Annotated in this window: 22 protein-coding genes, 1 tRNA gene, 1 pseudogene and 1 riboswitch; of the genes and pseudogenes, 16 read left to right on the forward strand and 8 right to left on the reverse strand. The window is 63.0% G+C overall.

Annotated elements, in window-relative coordinates; genetic code table 11:
• The coding region (locus ACTJKL_RS14970) for a transposase (RefSeq protein ID WP_440853088.1) at nt 1–296 on the forward strand (296 nt) is incomplete at its 5' end.
• A 314-nt stretch (nt 297–610) separates the two neighbouring features.
• Here ACTJKL_RS14970 and ACTJKL_RS14975 read toward each other — a convergent pair.
• Both ACTJKL_RS14975 and ACTJKL_RS14980 read right to left on the reverse strand, forming a co-directional pair.
• Nucleotides 611–817 carry a DUF1737 domain-containing protein gene (locus ACTJKL_RS14975; protein ID WP_003531285.1) on the reverse strand — a complete coding sequence of 69 codons (207 nt, stop codon included), beginning with the start codon at nt 815–817 and terminating at the stop codon, nt 611–613.
• Entirely contained in the window at nt 814–1,716 is a 903-nt protein-coding gene (locus ACTJKL_RS14980) for an HpcH/HpaI aldolase/citrate lyase family protein (protein WP_100672750.1), read from the reverse strand. The genes ACTJKL_RS14975 and ACTJKL_RS14980 overlap by 4 nt, the downstream gene beginning before the upstream one ends.
• Before the next feature lie 121 nt (nt 1,717–1,837).
• On the opposite strand from ACTJKL_RS14980, the gene ACTJKL_RS14985 reads away from it, so the two are divergent.
• The 6 genes from ACTJKL_RS14985 to ACTJKL_RS15010 all read left to right on the forward strand — a co-directional run bounded on the left by ACTJKL_RS14985 (nt 1,838) and on the right by ACTJKL_RS15010 (nt 6,719).
• A complete protein-coding gene (locus ACTJKL_RS14985) occupies nt 1,838–2,089 on the forward strand; it encodes a hypothetical protein (protein ID WP_440853202.1) in 252 nt (83 codons plus the stop codon).
• 133 nt (nt 2,090–2,222) lie between these two features.
• The gene (leuD, locus tag ACTJKL_RS14990) at nt 2,223–2,828 is read left to right on the forward strand and encodes a 3-isopropylmalate dehydratase small subunit (protein WP_018097351.1); all 606 of its coding nucleotides are present in this window, start codon (nt 2,223–2,225) and stop codon (nt 2,826–2,828) included.
• A gap of 8 nt (nt 2,829–2,836) precedes the next feature.
• On the forward strand, nt 2,837–3,217 hold the full coding sequence (locus ACTJKL_RS14995; RefSeq protein WP_003531294.1) for a RidA family protein: 381 nt from the start codon (nt 2,837–2,839) through the stop codon (nt 3,215–3,217).
• A 57-nt stretch (nt 3,218–3,274) separates the two neighbouring features.
• A riboswitch (SAM riboswitch) is annotated at nt 3,275–3,352 on the forward strand.
• Between the two features lie 63 nt (nt 3,353–3,415).
• The gene (gene metA, locus ACTJKL_RS15000; RefSeq protein WP_026168842.1) at nt 3,416–4,342 is read left to right on the forward strand and encodes a homoserine O-acetyltransferase MetA; all 927 of its coding nucleotides are present in this window, start codon (nt 3,416–3,418) and stop codon (nt 4,340–4,342) included.
• 80 nt (nt 4,343–4,422) lie between these two features.
• The gene (locus tag ACTJKL_RS15005) at nt 4,423–5,439 is read left to right on the forward strand and encodes an aldose epimerase family protein (protein WP_440853203.1); all 1,017 of its coding nucleotides are present in this window, start codon (nt 4,423–4,425) and stop codon (nt 5,437–5,439) included.
• Between the two features lie 290 nt (nt 5,440–5,729).
• The gene (locus ACTJKL_RS15010) at nt 5,730–6,719 is read left to right on the forward strand and encodes a CobW family GTP-binding protein (RefSeq protein WP_100672740.1); all 990 of its coding nucleotides are present in this window, start codon (nt 5,730–5,732) and stop codon (nt 6,717–6,719) included.
• 3 nt (nt 6,720–6,722) lie between these two features.
• On the opposite strand, the pseudogene ACTJKL_RS15015 reads toward ACTJKL_RS15010, so the two are convergent.
• A pseudogene (locus ACTJKL_RS15015) lies at nt 6,723–6,980 on the reverse strand (SDR family NAD(P)-dependent oxidoreductase); the annotation flags it as partial.
• Nucleotides 6,981–7,074: 94 nt separating this feature from the next.
• Nucleotides 7,075–7,149 (reverse strand) — tRNA-Gly (locus tag ACTJKL_RS15020).
• A gap of 256 nt (nt 7,150–7,405) precedes the next feature.
• On the opposite strand from ACTJKL_RS15020, the gene ACTJKL_RS15025 reads away from it, so the two are divergent.
• From ACTJKL_RS15025 to ACTJKL_RS15040, 4 genes are all read left to right on the forward strand, one after another.
• Complete coding sequence (locus ACTJKL_RS15025) at nt 7,406–7,915, forward strand: prolyl-tRNA synthetase associated domain-containing protein (RefSeq protein WP_100672738.1); 510 nt, start codon at nt 7,406–7,408, stop codon at nt 7,913–7,915.
• A gap of 59 nt (nt 7,916–7,974) precedes the next feature.
• On the forward strand, nt 7,975–8,967 hold the full coding sequence (gene trxA, locus ACTJKL_RS15030) for a thioredoxin (RefSeq protein ID WP_018097358.1): 993 nt from the start codon (nt 7,975–7,977) through the stop codon (nt 8,965–8,967).
• Between the two features lie 144 nt (nt 8,968–9,111).
• On the forward strand, nt 9,112–9,792 hold the full coding sequence (locus ACTJKL_RS15035; protein WP_018097359.1) for an LON peptidase substrate-binding domain-containing protein: 681 nt from the start codon (nt 9,112–9,114) through the stop codon (nt 9,790–9,792).
• Between the two features lie 8 nt (nt 9,793–9,800).
• Nucleotides 9,801–9,989, forward strand: a complete 189-nt coding sequence (locus tag ACTJKL_RS15040) for a Trm112 family protein (RefSeq protein ID WP_003537577.1) — start codon at nt 9,801–9,803, stop codon at nt 9,987–9,989.
• 112 nt (nt 9,990–10,101) lie between these two features.
• Here the strand turns inward: ACTJKL_RS15040 and ACTJKL_RS15045 are convergent, their stop codons facing one another.
• Nucleotides 10,102–11,346 carry a ubiquinone biosynthesis hydroxylase gene (locus ACTJKL_RS15045; RefSeq protein WP_018097360.1) on the reverse strand — a complete coding sequence of 415 codons (1,245 nt, stop codon included), beginning with the start codon at nt 11,344–11,346 and terminating at the stop codon, nt 10,102–10,104.
• An 89-nt stretch (nt 11,347–11,435) separates the two neighbouring features.
• Between ACTJKL_RS15045 and tesB the strand changes: the two genes are divergently transcribed.
• From tesB to ACTJKL_RS15070, 5 genes are all read left to right on the forward strand, one after another.
• On the forward strand, nt 11,436–12,320 hold the full coding sequence (gene tesB, locus ACTJKL_RS15050; RefSeq protein WP_018097361.1) for an acyl-CoA thioesterase II: 885 nt from the start codon (nt 11,436–11,438) through the stop codon (nt 12,318–12,320).
• A 236-nt stretch (nt 12,321–12,556) separates the two neighbouring features.
• Nucleotides 12,557–12,895 carry a P-II family nitrogen regulator gene (locus tag ACTJKL_RS15055; RefSeq protein ID WP_018097362.1) on the forward strand — a complete coding sequence of 113 codons (339 nt, stop codon included), beginning with the start codon at nt 12,557–12,559 and terminating at the stop codon, nt 12,893–12,895.
• A 27-nt stretch (nt 12,896–12,922) separates the two neighbouring features.
• Nucleotides 12,923–14,278 (forward strand): ammonium transporter, encoded by a 1,356-nt coding sequence (locus tag ACTJKL_RS15060; protein WP_018097363.1) that lies wholly within the window; start codon nt 12,923–12,925, stop codon nt 14,276–14,278.
• Nucleotides 14,279–14,605: 327 nt separating this feature from the next.
• A complete protein-coding gene (locus tag ACTJKL_RS15065) occupies nt 14,606–17,254 on the forward strand; it encodes an FtsK/SpoIIIE family DNA translocase (RefSeq protein ID WP_440853204.1) in 2,649 nt (882 codons plus the stop codon).
• A gap of 135 nt (nt 17,255–17,389) precedes the next feature.
• Nucleotides 17,390–18,052, forward strand: a complete 663-nt coding sequence (locus tag ACTJKL_RS15070) for an outer membrane lipoprotein carrier protein LolA (RefSeq protein ID WP_026168843.1) — start codon at nt 17,390–17,392, stop codon at nt 18,050–18,052.
• A gap of 174 nt (nt 18,053–18,226) precedes the next feature.
• On the opposite strand, the gene ACTJKL_RS15075 is transcribed toward ACTJKL_RS15070, so the two are convergent.
• Genes ACTJKL_RS15075 through ACTJKL_RS15085 form a run of 3 tightly spaced genes read right to left on the reverse strand, consistent with a single transcriptional unit; the run spans nt 18,227 to nt 20,939 of the window.
• A complete protein-coding gene (locus ACTJKL_RS15075; protein WP_440853205.1) occupies nt 18,227–19,036 on the reverse strand; it encodes an alpha/beta fold hydrolase in 810 nt (269 codons plus the stop codon).
• Entirely contained in the window at nt 19,033–19,863 is an 831-nt protein-coding gene (locus tag ACTJKL_RS15080; RefSeq protein WP_440853206.1) for a sugar phosphate isomerase/epimerase family protein, read from the reverse strand. The genes ACTJKL_RS15075 and ACTJKL_RS15080 overlap by 4 nt, the downstream gene beginning before the upstream one ends.
• Complete coding sequence (locus ACTJKL_RS15085; RefSeq protein ID WP_100672732.1) at nt 19,863–20,939, reverse strand: Gfo/Idh/MocA family protein; 1,077 nt, start codon at nt 20,937–20,939, stop codon at nt 19,863–19,865. The genes ACTJKL_RS15080 and ACTJKL_RS15085 overlap by 1 nt, the downstream gene beginning before the upstream one ends.
• Between the last annotated feature and the right edge of the window lie 101 nt (nt 20,940–21,040).

A 21,040-nucleotide genomic window follows, 5' to 3' on the forward strand; every position in this document is an offset into this window, starting at 1 on the left:
TGGGACTGACGCCCAAGGATCATTCGACCGCTGGCAAGACGAGGCTTGGGGTGATCACCCGTGCCGGCGACGAGATGCTGCGAAGCGTTCTGGTGGTTGGGGCGACCTCTCTTCTTCAACAGGTCAGAGCCGGCCGAAGCCGGCATGCCTCGCAATGGCTCACCGGACTGCTGCAACGCAAAAAGCCTAAGCTTGTTGCCGTGGCGCTCGCCAACAAGATCGCCCGGATCGCCTGGAAGCTGATGGTAAGCGGCCAAACCTATCGGAGGATGGAAGAGCAGCCGCAGGCCGCATAGAGATTGGCCGCCATGGGCGCGCAACACAAAGCCGCCCGTGTCCGGCTGATGCTGTGAACTTGCAAGAGAACAAGCAGATGGTGCGATCAATCGATTCCCAAGACGCTTGACACGCCGCTCATCCCAATGGCCTTCCAAGGCCGTTGCACTGTTTGGCACAGGCGTTGCGGAAACCATCTTGGCCAGTGGCCCTGTGCGGCCACACCGAAAGGCCGAACATATGGAAGCAAGCGATCCGATCAAAAAATCTGCAAAAAACACTTGCAAGGGGGAGCCGTCCACATAAGGGATGAGGCGAGGAGAGATTGCAGTCCCTACTGTTCCGACAGCTTCATGTCGGGATGATAATCCTTCCCCTCCACTTCCTTCACCACCGCCTGTCCGCATTGCATATGCTGGGTGTCGGCATTGAAGGCGTAGGTCGGCGGACCGTGCAGCGTCCATCCCTGGTTCAATGCCGCCGTCACCTTGTGGCAGAAGGAGGCATCGTCGGGGCCGGTGAGAAAGCGATAAAGTTTCAAGAGTTTGCCTTTCGTTTTTCGATGATGTCCGCCTTGGCGGCGATCCTCATCGCCTGTTCAAGATGGAGGCGCTCGACCATCCGCCCATGAAGGTTGATGACGCCCTTTCCGGCATTGTCCGGCAAGGCAAAGGCCTCGATGATCGCGCGCGCCTCCTCGACCGCAGCCTCGTCCAGGCCGAAATGCCGATTGGCCGCATCGATCTGCGCCGGATGGATCAGCATCTTGCCGTCATAACCCATGTCGCGCCCTTGCCGGCACTCCGCCTCGAAGCCTTCCGGATCGCGGAAATCGTTGAAGACCGCGTCGATGACGTCGAGCCCGCTGCCGCGCGCGGCAAGAAGGATCTGCATCAGCCACGGAACGAGATAGGTCCGGCCCGGAAAGGCGGGCACGCCCGTCTCCTTGCGAAGATCGTTCAGCCCGACGACGAAGCAGTCCAGCCGGCCGCCGGAGGTGCGGCCGGTCTCGGCGATCGCCGGCCCGTTCACGACCCCGCGCGGCGTCTCGATCATCGCCCAGAGCCTCAGCTCATCCGGCGCGTCCCTTTCCGCAAGCCAATCGAGCGCGCCCTGAATATCGGCGGGGCTTTCGACCTTGGGCAGGAGGATAGCATCGGGCCGCGCGGCAAGAGCCGCTGCGAGATCGGCCTCGCCGAAGCCGGAGCCCGCCGCATTGACGCGGATGACCGTTTCGCCCTGCGGCCGGTTGCCGGCAAGATGCCGGACGAGCGCATCGCGCGCCGCAGCCTTGCGGTCCGGCAAGACGGAATCCTCGAGGTCGAAGATCACGGCGTCCGCAGCCAATTCACGAGCCTTGGCGAGCGCGCGCTGATTGTCGGCCGGAACCGAAAGCACCGAGCGGCGCAGCCGCACGGGATGGTGGTCGATCGCTCTCATGCCGTTCCCTGTCATGCCGTTCGTTGTGCCTGCCTTTCAACCTTTGCGCAAGACGAGACGGGCGGACCCTCTTGCAAGCGGCGTGGCCAGCACCCACATGCCGAGCAGAAAGGTGACAATCATGCAAAGCATCCGCTCTGTTCTCTTCACGGCCGCCGCCATCACCATCACGCTGGTGGCCTTCGTGTTCACCGCCTCGCTCGCCCTGGCGCCCGCTGGGATCGCTGCCATTATTGCCGTCGGCAGCGCGATCGCCGCCAAGCTCAACGGGCGGCCCGTGCATGCTCGAGCGGGCGCACGCGCCAATCCGGGAAGCACTCAGCGCGAGATGCGGGTGTGGAACGACGGGCGCGGGACGATCATCGATCTTTAGAATCGGATTGCCGGAAGCGGGAGAAGCGGTTTCCGCCCGCATCCCGCTCCATGAAAGCAGATTCTCCTTCATTTCGGCGCAAAACTGATCTAAACGCTTCTCGAACATTTCCGCTGAAATCGAAGGCCAAGTCATGGACAAGTTCGTCAAGCTCACCGGCGTTGCCGCTCCTCTGCCCGTCGTCAACATCGACACGGACATGATCATTCCGAAGGATTACCTGAAGACGATCAAGCGCACCGGTCTCGGCACCGGGCTTTTCGCCGAGGCGCGCTACAACGAGGACGGCACCCCCAACCCGGACTTCGTTCTCAACAAGCCTGCCTATCAGAATGCCAAGATTCTCGTCGCCGGCGACAATTTCGGCTGCGGCTCCTCGCGCGAGCATGCACCTTGGGCGCTCCTCGATTTCGGCATCCGCTGCGTCATCTCGACCTCCTTCGCCGACATCTTCTACAACAACTGTTTCAAGAACGGCATCCTGCCCATCGTCGTCAGCCAGGAAGACCTCGACAAGCTGATGGATGACGCCAGCCGCGGCTCCAATGCCATTCTCACGGTCGATCTCGAAGCGCAGGAGATCACCGGTCCGGACGGCGGCTCGATCAAGTTCGAGGTCGATGCCTTCAAGCGCCACTGCCTGCTGAACGGCCTCGACGATATCGGCCTCACGCTCGAAAAAGGCCGCTCCATCGACAATTACGAGAAGGCGACCGCCGCTTCCCGCCCCTGGGCATGAGCTGTCGGATGACGCGCAAGCTCATCTCGTCCGGTTCGCCCTTCGAAAAGACGGCAGGCTATTCGCGTGCCGTCGCAAAGGGCGACTGGTGCTTCGTCTCCGGCACGACCGGCTACGACTACGCCACCATGACCATGCCGGAAACGGTGGAGGAACAGGCCCGCAACTGCCTGAAGACGATCGAAGGCGCCCTGAAAGAAGCCGGCTTCTCGCTGTCGGACGTCGTTCGCAACCACTACTACGTCACCGATGCCAGCTTTGCCGACCGCGTATTCCCGATCTTCGGCGAGACCTTCGGCGAGATCCGCCCGGCCGCGACGATGATCGTCTGCGACCTCATCCGCCCGGAAATGCTGATCGAGATCGAGGTTACGGCATTTCGGGGATAAGGCCGCCCCGACGCCGGCGAATCCTTTTTCATTGACCGCGCGGCCCTCCTCGCGCTATCTACGATCCGTGGTGATTTGGCCGGCCGGCTTGCAGCCACGTTAAAGAAGTCGCTAAAGGGCCGAGGGAACAATGGATTTCCGAGGACCGGTCGCGATCGTTTCGCCGCCGGTTTTTTTGTATTGATCGAGTGGACGCCCATGCCCATCAAGATACCCGATACGCTGCCCGCCTTCGAAACTCTCGTCCACGAGGGTGTGCGGCTGATGACCGAGACCGAGGCGGTCCGCCAGGACATCCGGCCGCTGCAGATCGGGCTCTTGAACCTGATGCCCAACAAGATCAAGACCGAGATCCAGATGGCGCGGCTGATCGGCGCCACGCCGCTTCAGGTCGAATTGACGCTGGTCCGCGTCAACGGCCACCGGCCGAAGAACACGCCCGAAGAACATCTGCTCGCCTTTTACGAGACCTTCGAGGAAGTGGAGGCCCGTAAGTTCGACGGCTTCATCATCACCGGCGCGCCGATCGAGACGCTCGAATACGAAGAGGTCACCTACTGGAAGGAGCTGCAGCGCATCTTCGATTGGACGACGACCAACGTCCATTCGACGCTGAACGTCTGCTGGGGCGGGATGGCTGCGATCTACCATTTCCACGGTGTTCCGAAATATCCGCTGAAGGAAAAAGCCTTCGGCGTCTACCGCCACCAGAACCTGCAGCCCTCTTCGGTCTATCTGAACGGCTTTTCCGACGATTTCGCCGTGCCCGTTTCGCGCTGGACCGAGGTGCGCCGCGCCGATATCGACCGGGTGCCGGATCTCGAAATCCTGATGGAATCAAAGGAAGTGGGCGTCTGCCTCGTGCACGAGAAGAAAGGCAACCGGCTCTACATGTTCAATCACGTCGAATATGATTCGACGTCCCTGTCGGAGGAATATTTCCGCGACGTCGATGCCGGCGTGCCGATCAAGCTGCCGCACGACTATTTCCCGCACAATGACTCCGCACTTCCGCCGCAGAACCGCTGGCGAAGCCATGCACATCTCTTCTTCGGCAACTGGATCAACGAGATTTACCAGACGACGCCCTACGAGCTGGCGAAGATCGGAACCGAAGCGCGTTGACGTAAAAAGTATGACTTTCCGGTTGCCGCCTCGGCGGAAATGCAGCAGGTTGACTCCGACTCGCGGAAATGGGGAGATGCATGGGAACAGACACGGAAATCTTCGGGCACCTGCCCTCCGGCGAGCCCGTACAGCGCGTGACGCTTCAGGGCGGCGGGCTGACGGCGTCGGTGATCACATGGGGCTCGGTCATCCAGGATCTTCGGCTCGAAGGCCATGCAGCCCCGCTCGTGCTCGGCTTCGAGGATTTCGAAAGCTATCCGGCCCATTCCTCCTATTTCGGCGCGACGCCCGGGCGCAACGCCAACCGCATCGGCGGTGGCCGCTTCGTGCTCGAAGGCAAGGCCTATCAACTCGAGCTCAATGAGAAGGGCGCCACGCATCTCCACGGCGGCAGCGACAATATCGCCAAGCGCAACTGGTCGATCCTCAGGCGGGCCGAAGACAGCGTAACGCTCGAGATCACCGATCCGGACGGCCGCGCCGGCTACCCGGGCAATTGTACGATCACCTGCACCTACACGCTGAAACCGGGCGGCACGCTCAACGTCGTCTACGAAACTGAGACCGACGCACCGACCCTCGCCAATGTCTGTCAGCACAGCTATTTCAACCTCGACGGCGGCTCGGACGCATTCGACCACGACATCATGATTGCGGCAGACCACTACCTGCCCACCGGTGAGCGGCAGATTCCGACGGGCGAGATCCGCCCCGTCGCCGGCACCGCCTTCGATCTTCGCGAAATGACCTCGCTGAGAAGGCAGCTGGACGGCGACGGAATCGCTTACGACCACAACTTCTGCCTCTCGCCGGAACGGATGCAGAAACGCTCCGTGGCGCTGGTACGCAGCATCAATTCCGGTGTGTCGCTGGAAGTGCTGACGACGGAGCCCGGCGTGCAGCTCTATACCGGAGAAAAGCTCGACGTACCGGTTCCCGGCCTCGACGGCCGCCGTTACGGCCCCTTCGCCGGCCTCTGCCTGGAAACGCAGATCTGGCCCGATGCGGTGAACCACGAAGGTTTCCCGAAGGCGGTGCTGAGACCCGGCGAAACGCTCCGGCAGGAAACGGATTACGTTTTTACGAAAAGCTGAAGCAGGGCAGGCCGTTAGAGCACTTTCAGTTTCACCGTTTCATCGAACAGTGAAACGCTTCCTGTCGCTCCCATTCGACGCGATAACCGCCATCCACCGGCAGCGTGAGACCGGTGACGAATTCGGCTGCGGCGAGAAAAGAAGAGAGCCCCAGCGTTTCAGCGTAGAATCGGACTTGACAACTCCCGGCGACGTTACGTTATTACATTCAAGAAAACGAAACGTAATAACGTATCCACGAAGCCGGAGCATTGCCTCCGGCCGTCCATGCGACAGTGAGGTTCTCGTCAATGCCCGATCAGCTTGTCCCCACCCCCGTCACCGTCCTCACCGGCTATCTCGGAGCAGGAAAGACCACGCTTCTCAACCGCATCCTCTCCGAGCCGCATGGCAAGAAGTTCGCGGTCATCGTCAACGAGTTCGGCGAGGTCGGCATCGATAACGATCTCATCGTCGATGCCGACGAGGAGGTGTTCGAAATGAACAATGGCTGCATCTGCTGCACGGTGCGTGGGGACCTGATCCGCATCATCGAGGCGCTGATGCGCAGGCGCGAGCGGTTCGACGGCATTCTGATAGAGACGACGGGCCTCGCCGACCCCGCGCCGGTCGCCCAGACTTTCTTCGTCGACGAGGATGTCCGCTCCAAGACACGGCTCGACTCCATCATCACCGTTGTCGATGCCAGGCACCTTCTCGGCGAGATCGACCGCGCACATGAAGCGCAGGAGCAATTGGCCTTCGCCGACACGATCATCCTCAACAAGACCGATCTCGTATCGCCCCAAGGGCTGCAGGCCGTGGAGGATCGCATCCGCCGCATCAACCCGACGGCCGGCATCCTGAGGACGCAGCGCTGCAATCTCGAGATCGCCAGCCTGCTCGATCGCAATGCCTTCGATCTCGACCGCATTCTCGAGGTCGAGCCCGACTTTCTCGAAGCGGACCACGGTCATGAGCATGACGACCATGTCACGAGTTTCTCTCTGGTCGAACGCCGACCCGTCGACCCGGAAAAATTCTTCCGCTGGCTCCAGACGACCGCCCGGGCCTTCGGCACGGACATGCTGCGGATGAAGGGCATCATCGCCTTTGCCGGCGACACCGACCGCTATGTCGTCCAAGGCGTCCACATGCTGGTGGAAGGCGACCACCAGCGCCCCTGGAAGGAGGGCGAAGAGCGCGTCTCGCGCCTGGTCTTCATCGGCCGCAACCTTCCGAAGGACATCATCGCCGACGGCTTCATGGCATGCTGCGCGAGCTCGGCCGACGTCGGATAGGCGTCAGCTCAGCACGATGCCGCCGTCGACATTCAGCGTCTGGCCGGTCACGAAAGCCGCATCGTCCGAAGCAAAGAAGGCCACCGCACCGACAACATCCTCGGGATCGCCGATGCGACGCATGGCGGTTTTGTCCTGCCACGTCCTCCTGACCGCGGGATCGTCGAGATTGACCCGCCCCATATCGGTGAGGATGATCCCGGGGCACACGCAGTTGGCGGTGATCCCGTCGGCACCCACTTCCTGTGCCAGCACACGCGTCACGGAAAAACGCCGCTTCGCTCCCGCTGTAGCACGGCGGTGCCAACGAAAATGCCCGAAGGGCTCATCAATCTGCTGAATTGTCCGAGGAATTTGGAGCGGGTGAGGCGATTCGAACGCCCGACCCCAACCTTGGCAAGGTTGTGCTCTACCCCTGAGCTACACCCGCTCATAAGACCCGGGCCCGGGGGTAGTCGATGGACCAGGGGTGTCGCCCGTCTTGCGGCGACGGGCGCTATATGGCCCAAGCCCTTTTCAAATGCAACAGGGAAATGACGCGAATGCCAAGAATTTTTTCGCGAGCGCGTTCGAAGACCGGGAACGCCGCGTTTCCGGCCGCGCTGCGCCGCGCATGAGATTGCGGAACCTCTCGCTCCTCTTTAAAGCAGGCCGAGAGAAAATCGCGACGGCAGGAAGGATGGAGCATGAGCAAGGCTGAGCCGAAGACTGCGGAAGACCTCTTCCGCTTTCTCGACGAACTCGGGATCGAACACAGGACGAAGCGGCACGCGCCGGTCTTCACGGTCGCCGAATCGGTGGCGCTGCGCGATGAAATCCCCGGCGGACATACAAAAAACCTGTTCCTGAAGGACAAAAAGGACAATTATTTCCTTCTGACCGTCGAGGAACACGCGACGGTGGACCTGAAGACCGTTCATCAGATCATCGGCGCTGCAAGCAAGGTCTCCTTCGGCAAGCCGGAGAAGCTGATGGAATATCTGGGCGTGATACCGGGCGCCGTCACCGCCTTCGGCGCGATCAACGACACCGAGGGCAAGGTGAAGATCATTCTCGACGAGACTCTGATGGCGTTCGAGACGGTCAACTGCCATCCGCTCTCCAACGACCAGACGACCTCGATCGCGTCGAAGGACATGCTGCGCTTCATGGAGGCAACCGGGCACGAGCCGCTTGTCTTGAAAGTGACGGCCTGACATACGATCTTTGGCGCGAATGCATGAAGCCGGACGCCCAAGTCCGCGAGGAGAGAAGAATGAGCGGTAGCGACAATCCCTATCAAGGTTCCTTCGGCACCCAGATGACGGGCTCGGCGTCTTTCGGCGGACAGCCGGCAAGCACTTCGAGCGCCCCGAACGGCCCGATCCCGGACGACCTGATCAGGGAGACGACAACCGCCGCCTTTACCCGGGATGTGCTCGAGGCATCGCGCCAGCAGCCGGTGCTCGTCGATTTCTGGGCGCCCTGGTGCGGGCCCTGCAAACAACTGACCCCCATCATCGAGAAGGTGGTGAGGGAAGCCGCCGGCCGGGTGAAGCTCGTCAAGATGAACATCGACGACCATCCATCGATCGCCGGCCAGCTCGGCATTCAGTCCATTCCCGCGGTGATCGCCTTCATCGACGGGCGCCCGGTCGATGGTTTCATGGGCGCCGTGCCCGAAAGCCAGATCAAAGAGTTCATCGATCGGATTGCCGGTCCGGCCGCAGACGACGGCAAGGCAGAGATCGAGAGCGTGCTTGCCGATGCCAAGGCGCTGATCGATGCAGGCGACGCGCAGAACGCCGCCGGACTCTATGGTGCCGTTCTCCAGGCCGACCCGGAAAACGCCGCGGCTGTCGCGGGCATGATCGAATGCATGATTGCGCTCGGGCAGGTCGCCGAGGCGCGCCAGGCGCTTTCGGGCCTGCCGGAAGCACTCGCCGCGGAAGCGGCCGTCGCCGCGGTCTCGAAAAAGCTCGACCAGATCGAGGAGGCCCGCAAGCTCGGCGACCCGGCCGCGCTGGAGCGCCAGCTCGCGCTCGATCCGGACGACCACGCGGCACGGCTCAAGCTCGCCAAGCTCCGCAATGTCGAGGGCGACCGCACCGCCGCCGCCGAACATCTCCTCACGATCATGAAGCGCGACCGCAGCTTCGAGGACGACGGCGCCCGGCGCGAACTGCTGTCGTTCTTCGAGGTATGGGGACCGAAGGATCCGGCAACGATCGCCGCGCGGCGCAAGCTGTCGTCGATTCTCTTTTCGTAAGCGGCCTCCGCGTCGAAATTTTCAGCTCCACCCGATCGATTCCGGTCTATTTCTCCCTTGAGATTTCGAAGGGCCGCACCATTTTTTGGTCCTACGGCACCGCGCCTCGATGAGGCGCGGCCGCTATCTGCAGGGTCTGTCGGAATGCATGTCGGAAATGCGCGCTATCTCGGTCCGAAGGACTTACCGGAGATTCTTCCGGTGTTTCCCTTGACGGGCGCGCTGCTGCTTCCCGGCGCACAGCTTCCGCTCAACATCTTCGAGCCGCGCTATCTCGCCATGTTCGACGATGCGCTCGCCGGCAACCGGCTGATCGGCATCGTTCAGCCCTCCTTCGCGGAAGGCCGCAACGAGATCGACGCCTCGTCGGTGCCGGCGCTTTGCCAGGTGGGCTGCATCGGCCGGATCACCTCTTTCGCCGAGACCGGCGACGGCCGCTACATCACCTCTCTCACCGGTGTGTGCCGCTTCCGGCTTTTCGCAGAGGTGGCCGGCTGTCGCGGCTACCGCCGGTTCCGCATCGGCCCCTTCGGGAGCGATCTCGAAAATCCGGACGACGAGAGCCTCGTCGACCGGGAGGCGCTTCTCGCAGCCTTTCGGGCCTATCTCGACGCCAACAAGCTCGAAGCCGACTGGGAAAGCGTGGAACGCGCAAGCAACCGAACCCTCGTCAACTCCATGGCAATGATGTCGCCCTATGGACCGGCGGAAAAACAGGCGTTGCTGGAGGCCCCCGACCTGAAGACGCGGGCCGAAACGCTGATCGCCATCACCGAGATCGTGCTCGCCCGCAACTTCGGCGACCTCGACAATATTCTGCAATGAAACGAGCGATGGACATCAACGCCAGCAAGGTCGATCCGAAACTCCTGGAACTGCTCGTCTGCCCTCTGACCAAGGGCCGCCTCAGCTACGATCCGGAAGCCAACGAACTGGTGTCCGAAAAGGCCCGCCTCGCCTATCCGATCCGCGACGGCGTGCCGATCATGCTGGTTTCCGAGGCGCGCAAGATCGAGGATTGAAGACCGATGTTCGGCGGTCAGCCTGCCTGATCTGCCGTGTGGTCTGCCTCTCTCCTCGGGTTTGACCCGAACTGGCCTTTCCCCGGGCCGACACAGGCGCAAACGGTTGCGTTCAAATCGGCTCGCCGGCGAGCAGCCGCGGATCGGCTCTGCCGGGAGTGCCCGCCGCCTGGCGGATGAAGAACTTCTTGAGCGACGGCAGGCGATCGACGAGGCCGAGGCCGAGATCGCGCACGACCCGCACGGGCATGATGTCGTTGGAGAAGAGCCGGTTGAGGACATCCGTCGTAACGCCCATCCGGAAGGTATCGAAGCGCCGCCACGTCTGGTAGCGCTCCAGAACCGCGAGCGAACCGATATCGAGGCCCAGGCGGTCCGCCTCTACGATCGTTTCGGCGAGGGCCGCGACATCCTTGAAGCCGAGATTGAGCCCCTGGCCGGAAATCGGGTGGATGCCGTGCGCGGCATCCCCGGCGAGCGCGAAACGCGGCGCGACGAAGTCGCGGGCAAGCGTGAGGCCGAGCGGGAAGGCACGCCGGCCGCCGACCACCTTGAGACGGCCGAGCTTATGGCCGAAACGACGCTCCAGTTCCTCCTCGAAGATGAAATCGTCCTCCTTCACCAGACGCTCGGCATCATAGGTGCTCTCGGTCCAGACGAGCGAGGAGCGGTTATTCTTGAGCGGCAGCGTCGCGAAGGGACCGGCAGGCAGGAAATGCTCCTCCGCCGTCCCGCCGTGCGGGCGCTCGTGCTCGACGGTGGTGACGATGCCCGACTGGCCGTAATCGAACTCCACGACCTTGATGCCCGCCGCCTCGCGCAGCCTCGAACGAACGCCGTCGCAGGCGACCAGCAGCCGCGCCTCGATCGTCTCGCCGCCCGCCAGAGTGACGGCGACGGAATGATCTCCGCTCCGGAAACTCTCCACCACGGTCGACTGCCGGATCGGGGCGCCAAGTTCGTCGCAGGCGCGGCGCAGCGCACCGACGAGCGCCGTATTCGGCACCATATGGGCGAAGGGGCGGCCGTCGCCGCCATTGTCCTCGCCCGCGCCCCCGCCCTCGCCTCCGCCCTCGAATGTAAGGAATACCGGTCGGACCGGATCGGCCGTCTTCGAATCGGTGATCACCATCCTGCGGATCGGCTCGGCCTCGGGCGCGATCGCCTGCCAGACGCCCAGGACGTCGAGCATCCGCTCGGCAGCGGCGGCGACGGCCGATGCCCGTTCGTCCTTCTTCCACACGCCTTCCGGCGCGGCATCGACGACCATGACATCGAGATGGGGGGCCGCCTTTTTCAGCGATACGGCAAGCGAGAGGCCGACATAGCCGCCCCCGGCAATCAGAACGTCGATCATCCGTCTCGTCTCCCGTCGCACTTGAAGCATCATCTCGTGCCTATATAGATCAATGCCAACGCCGTTCCTACCATCGGAGACCGCCGAAAATGTCGCGCCCTACCGAGACCGCCACGCCCATGGATGCGCTCCTTGCAATACTCGACCTCGAGAAGCTCGAGGAAAACCTGTTCCGGGGCTTGAGCCCGCAGGTCGGCTGGCAGCGGGTCTTCGGCGGCCAGGTGATCGGCCAGGCGCTGGTCGCCGCCCAGCGCACGGTCGACGGGGGACGCTACGTTCACTCGCTGCACGCCTATTTCATGCGTCCGGGCGACCCTTCCGTTCCGATCATCTACGAGGTCGACCGGATCCGCGACGGCTCGAGCTTCGCGACGCGGCGCGTGGTGGCGATCCAGCACGGCAAGGCCATCTTCGCCATGTCCGCCTCCTTCCAGTACGACGAGGATGGATTCGAGCACCAGTTCGACATGCCGGAGGTGCCGATGCCGGAGACGCTGCCGGGCGAGCAGGAACTCAAGGAGAAGTTTCTCGTCCACGCGCCGGAGGCGATCCGCCGCTATTGGGAGCGGCCGCGGCCGATCGAAATCCGGCCCGTCTCGCTCGAACACTATTTCTCGCGCGCGAAGGCGTCACCGAAGCAGGACGTATGGGTGAAAGCGGTCGGGACGGTGCCTGACGAGCGCCATCTCCAGGCCGCGGTCCTCGCCTATCTTTCCGACATGACGCTCCTCGACACGTCGCTTTACGCACACGGCACATCGGTCTTCGACCGCAGCCTCCAGGTCGCCAGCCTCGACCACGCCATGTGGTTCCACCGGCCCTCGAAAATGGACGATTGGCTGCTCTATACCCAGGACAGCCCCAGCGCGCATGGTGCCCGCGGAATGACCCGCGGCAGTCTTTTCGACCGCTCCGGCGTTCTGATCGCCTCTGTCGCGCAGGAAGGATTGATCCGCAAAAAGGCAATTGCGTAATTTTTTGCCATTTTTCGGATTCTGCTCAGATTTTAATCATTCCGACTGGCCTATTTTCAACGTTCCGCGGCAGCTCCCTCGCCGAACGTGTTTTTTCCATTAGATTTCAGTGGTTTGTTCTGCCTCATCGAATCTGGCACGCCCCTTGAATGTAGCTGTCCGGTTGCCAGCGCGTCAGGCGCTCAAGCAGCAAGGAGAGACGGCCTCCGCTGGAGGCAGACAAGGATGGGAACTCGATGAAAATTGTGATGGCCATTATCAAGCCGTTCAAGCTCGATGAGGTTCGCGAAGCCCTCACTGCCGTTGGCATCCAGGGTTTGACCGTGACCGAAGTGAAGGGCTACGGCCGCCAGAAGGGGCACACCGAGATTTACCGCGGCACCGAATATGCCGTGAGCTTTCTGCCTAAGCTGAAGGTCGAGATCGCGGTCGCGACGGAGATCGTCGACAAGGCCGTCGAAGCCATCGCTTCGGCCGCCAAGACCGGCCAGATCGGCGACGGCAAGATCTTCGTCTACTCGATTGACCATGCCGTGCGCATCCGCACCGGCGAGACCGACTCAGAAGCGTTGTAAACCACGCCGTTCAGGGAGCTATTTTCGATGTCGTCATTCACCCTTTCCACCTCTCTTCGACGCGTGGGAGCGACTGCTGCCGCGATGCTCGCGCCGGTCGTCGCGTTTGCCCAGGAAGCGGCGCCCGCCGCGGCCGCAACGCCGGTGCCGGACAAGGCCGACACCACCTTCATGTTCCTTTCGACGCTTCTCGTCCTGTTCATGCTGATTCCGGGCCTCGCCCTATTCTACGGCGGCCTCGTGCGCGCCAAGAACATGCTGTCGGTGCTGATGCAGTGCACGGTCATCGGCGCCGTCATGATGATCGTCTGGGTCGTCTACGGTTATTCCTTTGCCTTCGGCGGCTCGACGAGCGCCTATTTCGGCGGCTTCGCCAAGCTCTTCCTCGCGGGCGTGACCGTCGACAGCACCGCGGCGACCTTCTCCGACGGCGTCGTCATTCCGGAATATCTTTTCATGCTGTTCCAGATGACCTTCGCCGCGATCACCCCGGCGCTCATCGTCGGCGCCTTTGCCGAGCGCATCAAGTTCTCGGCCGCGATCCTCTTCGCCATCCTTTGGGCGACATTCGTCTATTTCCCGATTGCGCACATGGTCTGGGACGCCAACGGCCTGCTCTTCGGCATGGGCGCGCTCGATTTCGCCGGCGGCACCGTGGTCCACATCAATGCCGGCGTTGCCGGCCTCGTCGGTGCATTCATGGTCGGCAAGCGCACCGGCTACGGCCGGGACATGATGGCCCCGCATTCCATGACCCTGACGCTCGTCGGCGCTGCCATGCTGTGGTTCGGATGGTTCGGCTTCAACGCCGGCTCCAATCTCGAAGCCTCCGGCGGTGCGGTTCTCGCCACCGTCAACACCTTCCTCGCAACGGCTGCCGCAGTCCTTTCGTGGTCACTCGTCGAGACGCTTACGCGCGGCAAGGCTTCGATGCTCGGTGCCGCTTCGGGCATGATCGCCGGGCTCGTCGCCGTCACGCCGGCGGCCGGTATCGCCGGTCCGATGGGCGCGATCATCATGGGCCTGATCGTCTCGCCGCTCTGCTACTTCTTCGTCTCGGTGATCAAGAACAAGTTCCACTATGACGACACGGCAGACGTCTTCGGGGTGCACGGCGTCGGCGGCTTCTTCGGCGCGATCGCGACCGGCGTCTTCGCCTCCTCCTCGCTCGGCGGCATCGGCTATGCCGACGGCGTGACCATGGGAAGCCAGTTGATGACCCAGATCACGGCCGTCGCCATCACGATCGTCTGGTGCGGTATCGTATCCGCCATCCTCTACAAGGTGGTCGATGCGCTTGTCGGCCTTCGCGTATCGATGGAAGCGGAGCGGGAAGGGCTCGACCTCTCCTCGCATGGCGAAGCCGCCTATCACGCGAGCTGAGCAGCGTCGGCAAACGACGCCGCCAAAAGTCCCGTCGCGGTCCGCAGTCTGCGGATCGCCCTTGGCCCGGATCTCGCGATCCGGGCCTTTTTTTTGCTGCATAAGCGTACCAACGGCAATTTTGCCGGCACACGCGCATGGTTAATGTCACATTAACCCTACTTCGCTTAGGTTGATTCCATGGGCACGCAATGTGCCCGGAGCATCCCGCTTTTCGCCCTGATTGAGGGTGAGAAGGCTGCTCCTCACCAAAAGGGCTGGAATATTCATGGGCGGCCTTTTCGCGCGCTCTCGTTCCGGCGGATCGAAACGGGCAAAGCAGGCAACATGAGCAGAAGCAATACCGCAACGCTTGACAGCCGTTCCAACCGGTTCGTGCTGACCCACTTCGTCTGGCGGCAGATCGCCTCGCTGGCGGGGTTCGTTCTCGTCGGTGCGCTGGCGCTCGCCATTGCTGCCCTTTCGACATGGAACGTCGCGGATCCGAGCTTTTCCTATGCAACTTCGAACGAGCCGACCAACCTGCTCGGCTATGGCGGCGCCGTCTTCGCCGACATCTTCATGCAGTTCTTCGGCCTTGCGAGCGTCGTGGCGCTGCTGCCGGCCGTCGCCTGGGCTCTCGTTCTCATCCGCGGCACGCATTTCGACAAGGTGCTCAAGCGGCTCGGCCTGTGGTTCGCCGGTTCGGTGCTGGCGAGCGCGGCCTTGAGCTGCGTTCCGGCGCCGATCACCTGGCCGCTGCCGAACGGCCTCGGAGGCGTGTTCGGCGACATGATCCTTCGTTTTCCCGCGCTCTTCACCGGAACCTTCCCGACGGGCACCTTCGCGACCGTACTCGCCTGCCTCTTCACCGCACCGGCCGCCTGGTGCCTCGTTTACAGCGCCGGCCTCATCGGCGTCAGCGAGGATGAAGAAGCAGAACCGGCACCGGAGCCTGCACCCAGCAAGGCGCGCACCATACGCGACGAACTCGAAGAGGAAGACGAAGAAGGCCCCCTTACGGTGCTGATGGGCTCGCTCGCCCATATGCGCTACACGGCGCAGGCTAGGCTTCGCCGTGCCTTCGGCATGGGAGCAAAGCCGGCGAAGCGGCAGTATGACGAGCCCTACGACTTCAACAACGACGAATTCGGCACATTGAACGAGCCGGTCCGGCCGAAGGCGCAGGCCGGTCGTATAGAGCCCTCGCTCGATCGCACCGAGCGCCGCATCGTCACTCCGCCGCCGATCACGGGCGACGAAGACGACCCGCCCTTCGATATCGACGAGCGACGGCCCGCCGGCATCCTGCCGGACGACGAAGACGACGTGGCCGCAGACTGGGCTCCGCGGCCTGCACCGCCGAAGCCGGCTGTGGCAATGGCGGGTTCGCGCGTCGCCCCGCCGCCGCCGCGGCCGAAAGCCGGGCAGCGCGTCGAGCGCGAGGCGCAGCGCTCGTTCGTCGATGAAGACAGCGATTTCACGCTTCCGCCGATCCATTTCCTCGCCGAGCCGAAGAATGTCGCGCGCGACGCCTCGCTTTCGGCCGATGCGCTCGAGCAGAACGCCCGCATGCTCGAAGGCGTCCTCGAGGATTTCGGCGTCAAGGGCGAGATCATCCATGTCCGCCCCGGCCCCGTCGTCACCCTCTATGAGCTGGAACCCGCGCCCGGGATCAAATCGTCGCGGGTCATCGGTCTCGCCGACGACATCGCCCGTTCCATGAGCGCGATCGCCGCACGCGTCGCCGTCGTACCCGGCCGCAACGCCATCGGCATCGAGCTGCCGAACCAGCGGCGCGAGATGGTCTATCTGCGCGAACTGATCGGCTCCCGCGACTTCGAGACGACCAAGACGAAGCTCGCCATGGCGCTCGGCAAGACGATCGGCGGCGAATCCGTCGTTGCCGATCTCGCCAAGATGCCGCATCTGCTCGTCGCCGGCACCACCGGCTCGGGCAAGTCGGTGGCGATCAACACCATGATCCTGTCGCTGCTCTACCGGCTGAGACCCGATCAGTGCCGCCTCATCATGATCGATCCGAAGATGCTCGAGCTCTCCGTCTATGACGGCATCCCGCACCTTCTCTCGCCGGTCGTGACGGACCCCAAGAAGGCGGTCGTGGCGCTGAAATGGACCGTGCGCGAGATGGAAGAGCGCTACAAGAAGATGTCGAAGATCGGCGTGCGCAACATCGACGGCTTCAACAGCCGCGTCGAGCAGGCACTGGCCAAGGGCGAGGCGATCACGCGCACCGTCCAGACCGGCTTCGACCGACAGACCGGCGAGGCCGTCTACGAGACGGAGGAATTCGATCTTTCGCCGATGCCCTACATCGTCGTCATCATCGACGAGATGGCCGACCTGATGATGGTCGCCGGCAAGGATATCGAAGGCGCCGTTCAGCGGCTTGCGCAGATGGCGCGTGCTGCCGGCATCCACGTCATCATGGCGACACAGCGCCCCTCGGTCGACGTCATCACCGGCACGATCAAGGCGAACTTCCCGACCCGCATCTCCTTCCAGGTGACCTCCAAGATCGACAGCCGCACCATCCTCGGCGAACAGGGAGCCGAACAGCTCCTGGGCATGGGCGACATGCTCTACATGGCCGGCGGCGGCCGTATCCAGCGCGTGCACGGACCCTTCGTCTCGGACACCGAGGTCGAAGAGGTGGTTGCCTATCTGAAGACGCAAGGCGTGCCGCAATATCTCGACGCGATCACCGAGGACGACGAGGACGAGAGTGACGGCGGCGGGCCGGCCGGCACCTCCAACCTCGCCGATTCCGAGGACCCCTACGACCAGGCGGTGGCGATCGTGCTGCGCGACGGCAAGGCTTCGACCTCCTACGTGCAGCGCCGCCTCGGTATCGGCTATAATAGGGCCGCCTCGCTGATCGAGCGGATGGAGCAGGAAGGCATCATCAGCCCCGCAAACCACGCCGGAAAGCGCGAGATACTGGTGCCGACCGAAGCGGAGATCACCGGCCGGTAAGACAGCGCCACAGCGGCGTGATCAGCGCGCGGCGGGCGGTAACGGTCATTTGAAGGCGTCGTGTTTTCGGGATTTTCCAACGCCTTGAAGGCGCCCCACTTGCCCTTCAAATGGTCACGAATGAAGGAGACTGCGATGATGGAGACCAAAACCGACGGCCGCAACGGGGCAATCTCGCGGCGCGTCTTCGTTGGCGGCCTGGCGGCTCTCGCCGGCTTCGGCGCCACGACGTTGGGCGCCGGCGACGCTTCGGCTCAGGCGTCCGCCGTTGCCCAGAGGATCGCGGATCATTTCTCGTCCGTGAAGACCATGGCCGGCGAATTCGTCCAGTTCGGCCCGCGCGGCGAACAGACGGGCGGCAAGTTCTATATCCGCCGGCCGGGTCGCATCCGTTTCAATTACGAAGCACCCTCGCCGATGCGGGTCATCGCCGACGGCAAGTCCGTCGTCATCGGCAATATGAAGCTCAAGACCTGGGATATCTATCCGCTCTCGAAGACCCCGCTCAATCTGCTGCTCAGCGAAAGGATCGACTTGAGCAGCAGGATGGTACGCGACGTGAGGGTGGAAGCGGACCTCATCACCATCGTACTCGGCGACCGCTCGATCTTCGGAGATTCGACCATCACGATGATGTTCGATCCGAAGAGCTACAATCTGCGGCAGTGGACGATCACCGATGCGCAAAAGAAGGACACCTCGGTGATGATCTTCAACGTCCGGACCGGCATCGCGCTCGACGACAAGGTCTTCCGCATCCCCTATGACGAGGTGCGCAACAAGCGCCGCGGCGGCTGATCGCGAAATGCTCCGACTTTGAAACCAGGCACTTCCGAACGGAAGACATTCTTCCTGGAAGTGCTTTAAGCCTGTTTAAGTTCGGGATACCCCGCCGCGGGCTCGCGTCGCAGAGACGACACAAATCCCGCGCCGACCAATGCGCTCGACAAGCTTGCCCGCTTGCGGCGACGGTCATCTCTGAAAATCCTTCAGGAACCTGCGCATGGCGTGGTGGAAATCGGCGACGTATCGCGCCTTGTCTTCCGCCTTGGGGGTGATCTGGACGAAGCGTGCAGCGGGGATTTTCTCCGCCAGCGCACGCGCGTGGGCGATGGGATGAACGAGATCGCGTTCATGGCAGATGACGAGCGTCGGGACGGCGATGCGGGCGAGATCAGCCTCCGTGACTCCCGGGCCGTCGCTGGAAACGGCGGTGAGGAGCGCGGCGGTGACCTCGATGGGTTCCCGCGCAAAAAAGCCGGTGAGCGAGGCCAGATTGTCCGGCGCGGCCGCCGCAAGACGCTGCCCGATGGGACCTTCCAGGAAAGCGGCCTTGGCCGCGGGCGGCGGCAGACGGGTCAAAAGGTGGCCGACTTCGGCATTCGGGATCATATTTTCCGGCGCCGATGCCGTCAGCCAGGCGGGCCGGGCAAGGACAAGGGCGCGGACGAGATCGGGACGCTTTACGGCCAGGCGAAGCGAAATCGCCGCGCCCATGGAAATGCCGCCGATGATGACAGGCACGCCCAGATTGGCCTCCACATAGGCGGCAACGTCATTCGCGAAGGTTTCGATCGAAAGCCTGTCGAGTCCGCCGGACTGCGATCGGCCATGACCGCGAGCCTCGATCGTGACGCGACGGAAGCCGGATTCGCCAGGAAACGCTTCGGAGGCCTGGCCCGCGTCGCCGCAAAGTCCGTGCAGGAAGACAACCGGCGTGCCCTCGCCCGCCGTGTCGACATTCAGCCGCGTGCCGTCGCGTGTCTCGAAGTTTATGCTCATGGCCCCGCCTCGAGCTTTTCGGAGAGGAAGCGGGCAACGTCCTTGGCCTCGCTTGCTGCAAGCCCATGAGCGATCAGGCTGCCGGTAAAGCCGATGGCCTTCAGGCGAGCGAGATAATGTGCGTAGTCGAGCACCCCCTTTCCAGCGGTCGCAAAACTACCGTCCGGATTCCGGTCCTTCGCATGCGCCATGACGATGCGGTCGGCGAGAAGATCGATTGCCGCGGACACGGTCGTCCGCTGCTCGTCAAGCGTTGTCGTTTCAAAGAGATTGGCGGGGTCGAGCACGATTTTGATACGCGGGCTCCGCATCTCGTCGATCAGCCGGCGGGCCTTTTCCGCCGAGTTGACGACATTGGCAAGCTCCGGCTCGATGCCGAGATCGACGTCGCAGCGGTCTGCAATGCCGATCGCCGTCTCCATGGCCCGGAGCATATCGCGCCAGGCTTCCGGCGCGTCGTTTTCGGGGTGCTCCCTCCACTGGTCGAGCGGATCACGCGTGCCGGTGCAGAGCGTGATGAGGCGGGTGGACATCGCGTGGCTGCGTTCCGCCAGAACGGCCAGCCGGCGGTGGCCGGCCTCGCGCATCGCCTGGTCGGGATGGATCATATTGTAGGTGCCGGAGACCGCCGCGATTTCGATACCGGCCTTCTTCGCCGCATCGGCAACGGCGCACGCCTGCCGCTCGTCGATGCCTTCAGGCATGGAGGCGAGGCCCGAGCAGGCCATGTTGTATTGCGCGGCGGCAAACCCGGCAGCCGCGACGGCATCGAGCACCGCACCCGGTTGCGTGCCTTCAAAGGTCTTGGCGAAGATTCCGAGCTTCATCAGACGCCACCCTCGGCATCGGCAAGCGCAACCGCCTTGCCGCTCGCCACCGAGCGGGCGATGGCGACCATGGCGCGCACCGAGGCGAGGCCGTCGTCGATGCCGGCGCCTTCCATCGGCGCACCATCGAGGATGGTGCGTGCAAAGCCTTCGACCTGGCGGCGATAGAAATGACCGTCAGCACCGAGCACCCGATGCGTCGCGCCCTCGGCCTCGCGGAAAATGTCCACCTCGCTCGTCTTGTAGTACCAGGGGTTATAGGTCTTGCCGAGAACGCTGCCCTTCTCGCCGTAAATCTGGAAACCCTCGTGCCAGTCCATGCGGACTTGCACGGTCAGATCGAGGTGGCCGAGCGTGCCGGAAGCGAACTCGGCGTCGACGAACCAGCACCAGATGCCGGCCCGCTCGGAAAGCCGCGCCTGCACCGAGACGATGTCGCCGCCGAAGTAACGCGCCGTGTCGATGAGGTGGCAGCCATGGGCCAGCATATAGTAGCGGCGCAGATCCGCCTTCGGATTGGCCGAAGGCTTTTTCGCATTGGCGCTGGTAACGATCAGCGGCTGGACGGCATCCGTCATCGCATAGCGGTGCGTGCTGTCGCAATACCAAGCCTTGAGGGCGATCATCTCGCCCATCTCGTCGGCAATGAAGGCTTTTGCCGCCTGGAGACCGGCATCAAAGCGCTTCATGTGGCCGACCTGAAATATCTTGCCGGACTTTTCGACGGCCTCTCTGAGATCGAGGCACTCCTCGACCGTCACGCCGACGGGTTTTTCGCAGAGCACATGCTTGCCGGCTTCGAGTGCGCGCAGCGAGGCCGGGACGTGGAAGGCGTCGGCGGTCGCGATGATCACGGCTTCGATATCGGGATCGGCAAGCATCCTGTCGTAGTCGTCGTAGGTCTTCGCTGCACCGTGGGTAATCGCCATCCGTTCGCGCAGGTCATCGGCGACATCGCAGATAGCATGGAGATCGGCATTGACAGCCTTCGTGCAGGCCTCGAAATGAGCGGCCTGGGCGATCTGCCCGGCACCGAGCACACCCACTCGAAGGCGGCGTTCCTGTTTTGCTGGCATTCTAGAGTTCCTTAAGTTTGTTCACAGAGCGGCAGCCCGTCGGGCGTCAAAGTGAGTGGTGTGTACGGTTTTCCGCGCGCGTCCCGCTCTAACTCCCGGAA

The sequence above is a fragment of the Sinorhizobium sp. 22678 genome (genome assembly GCF_052044265.1).
Lineage (GTDB): Bacteria > Pseudomonadota > Alphaproteobacteria > Rhizobiales > Rhizobiaceae > Sinorhizobium > Sinorhizobium meliloti_A.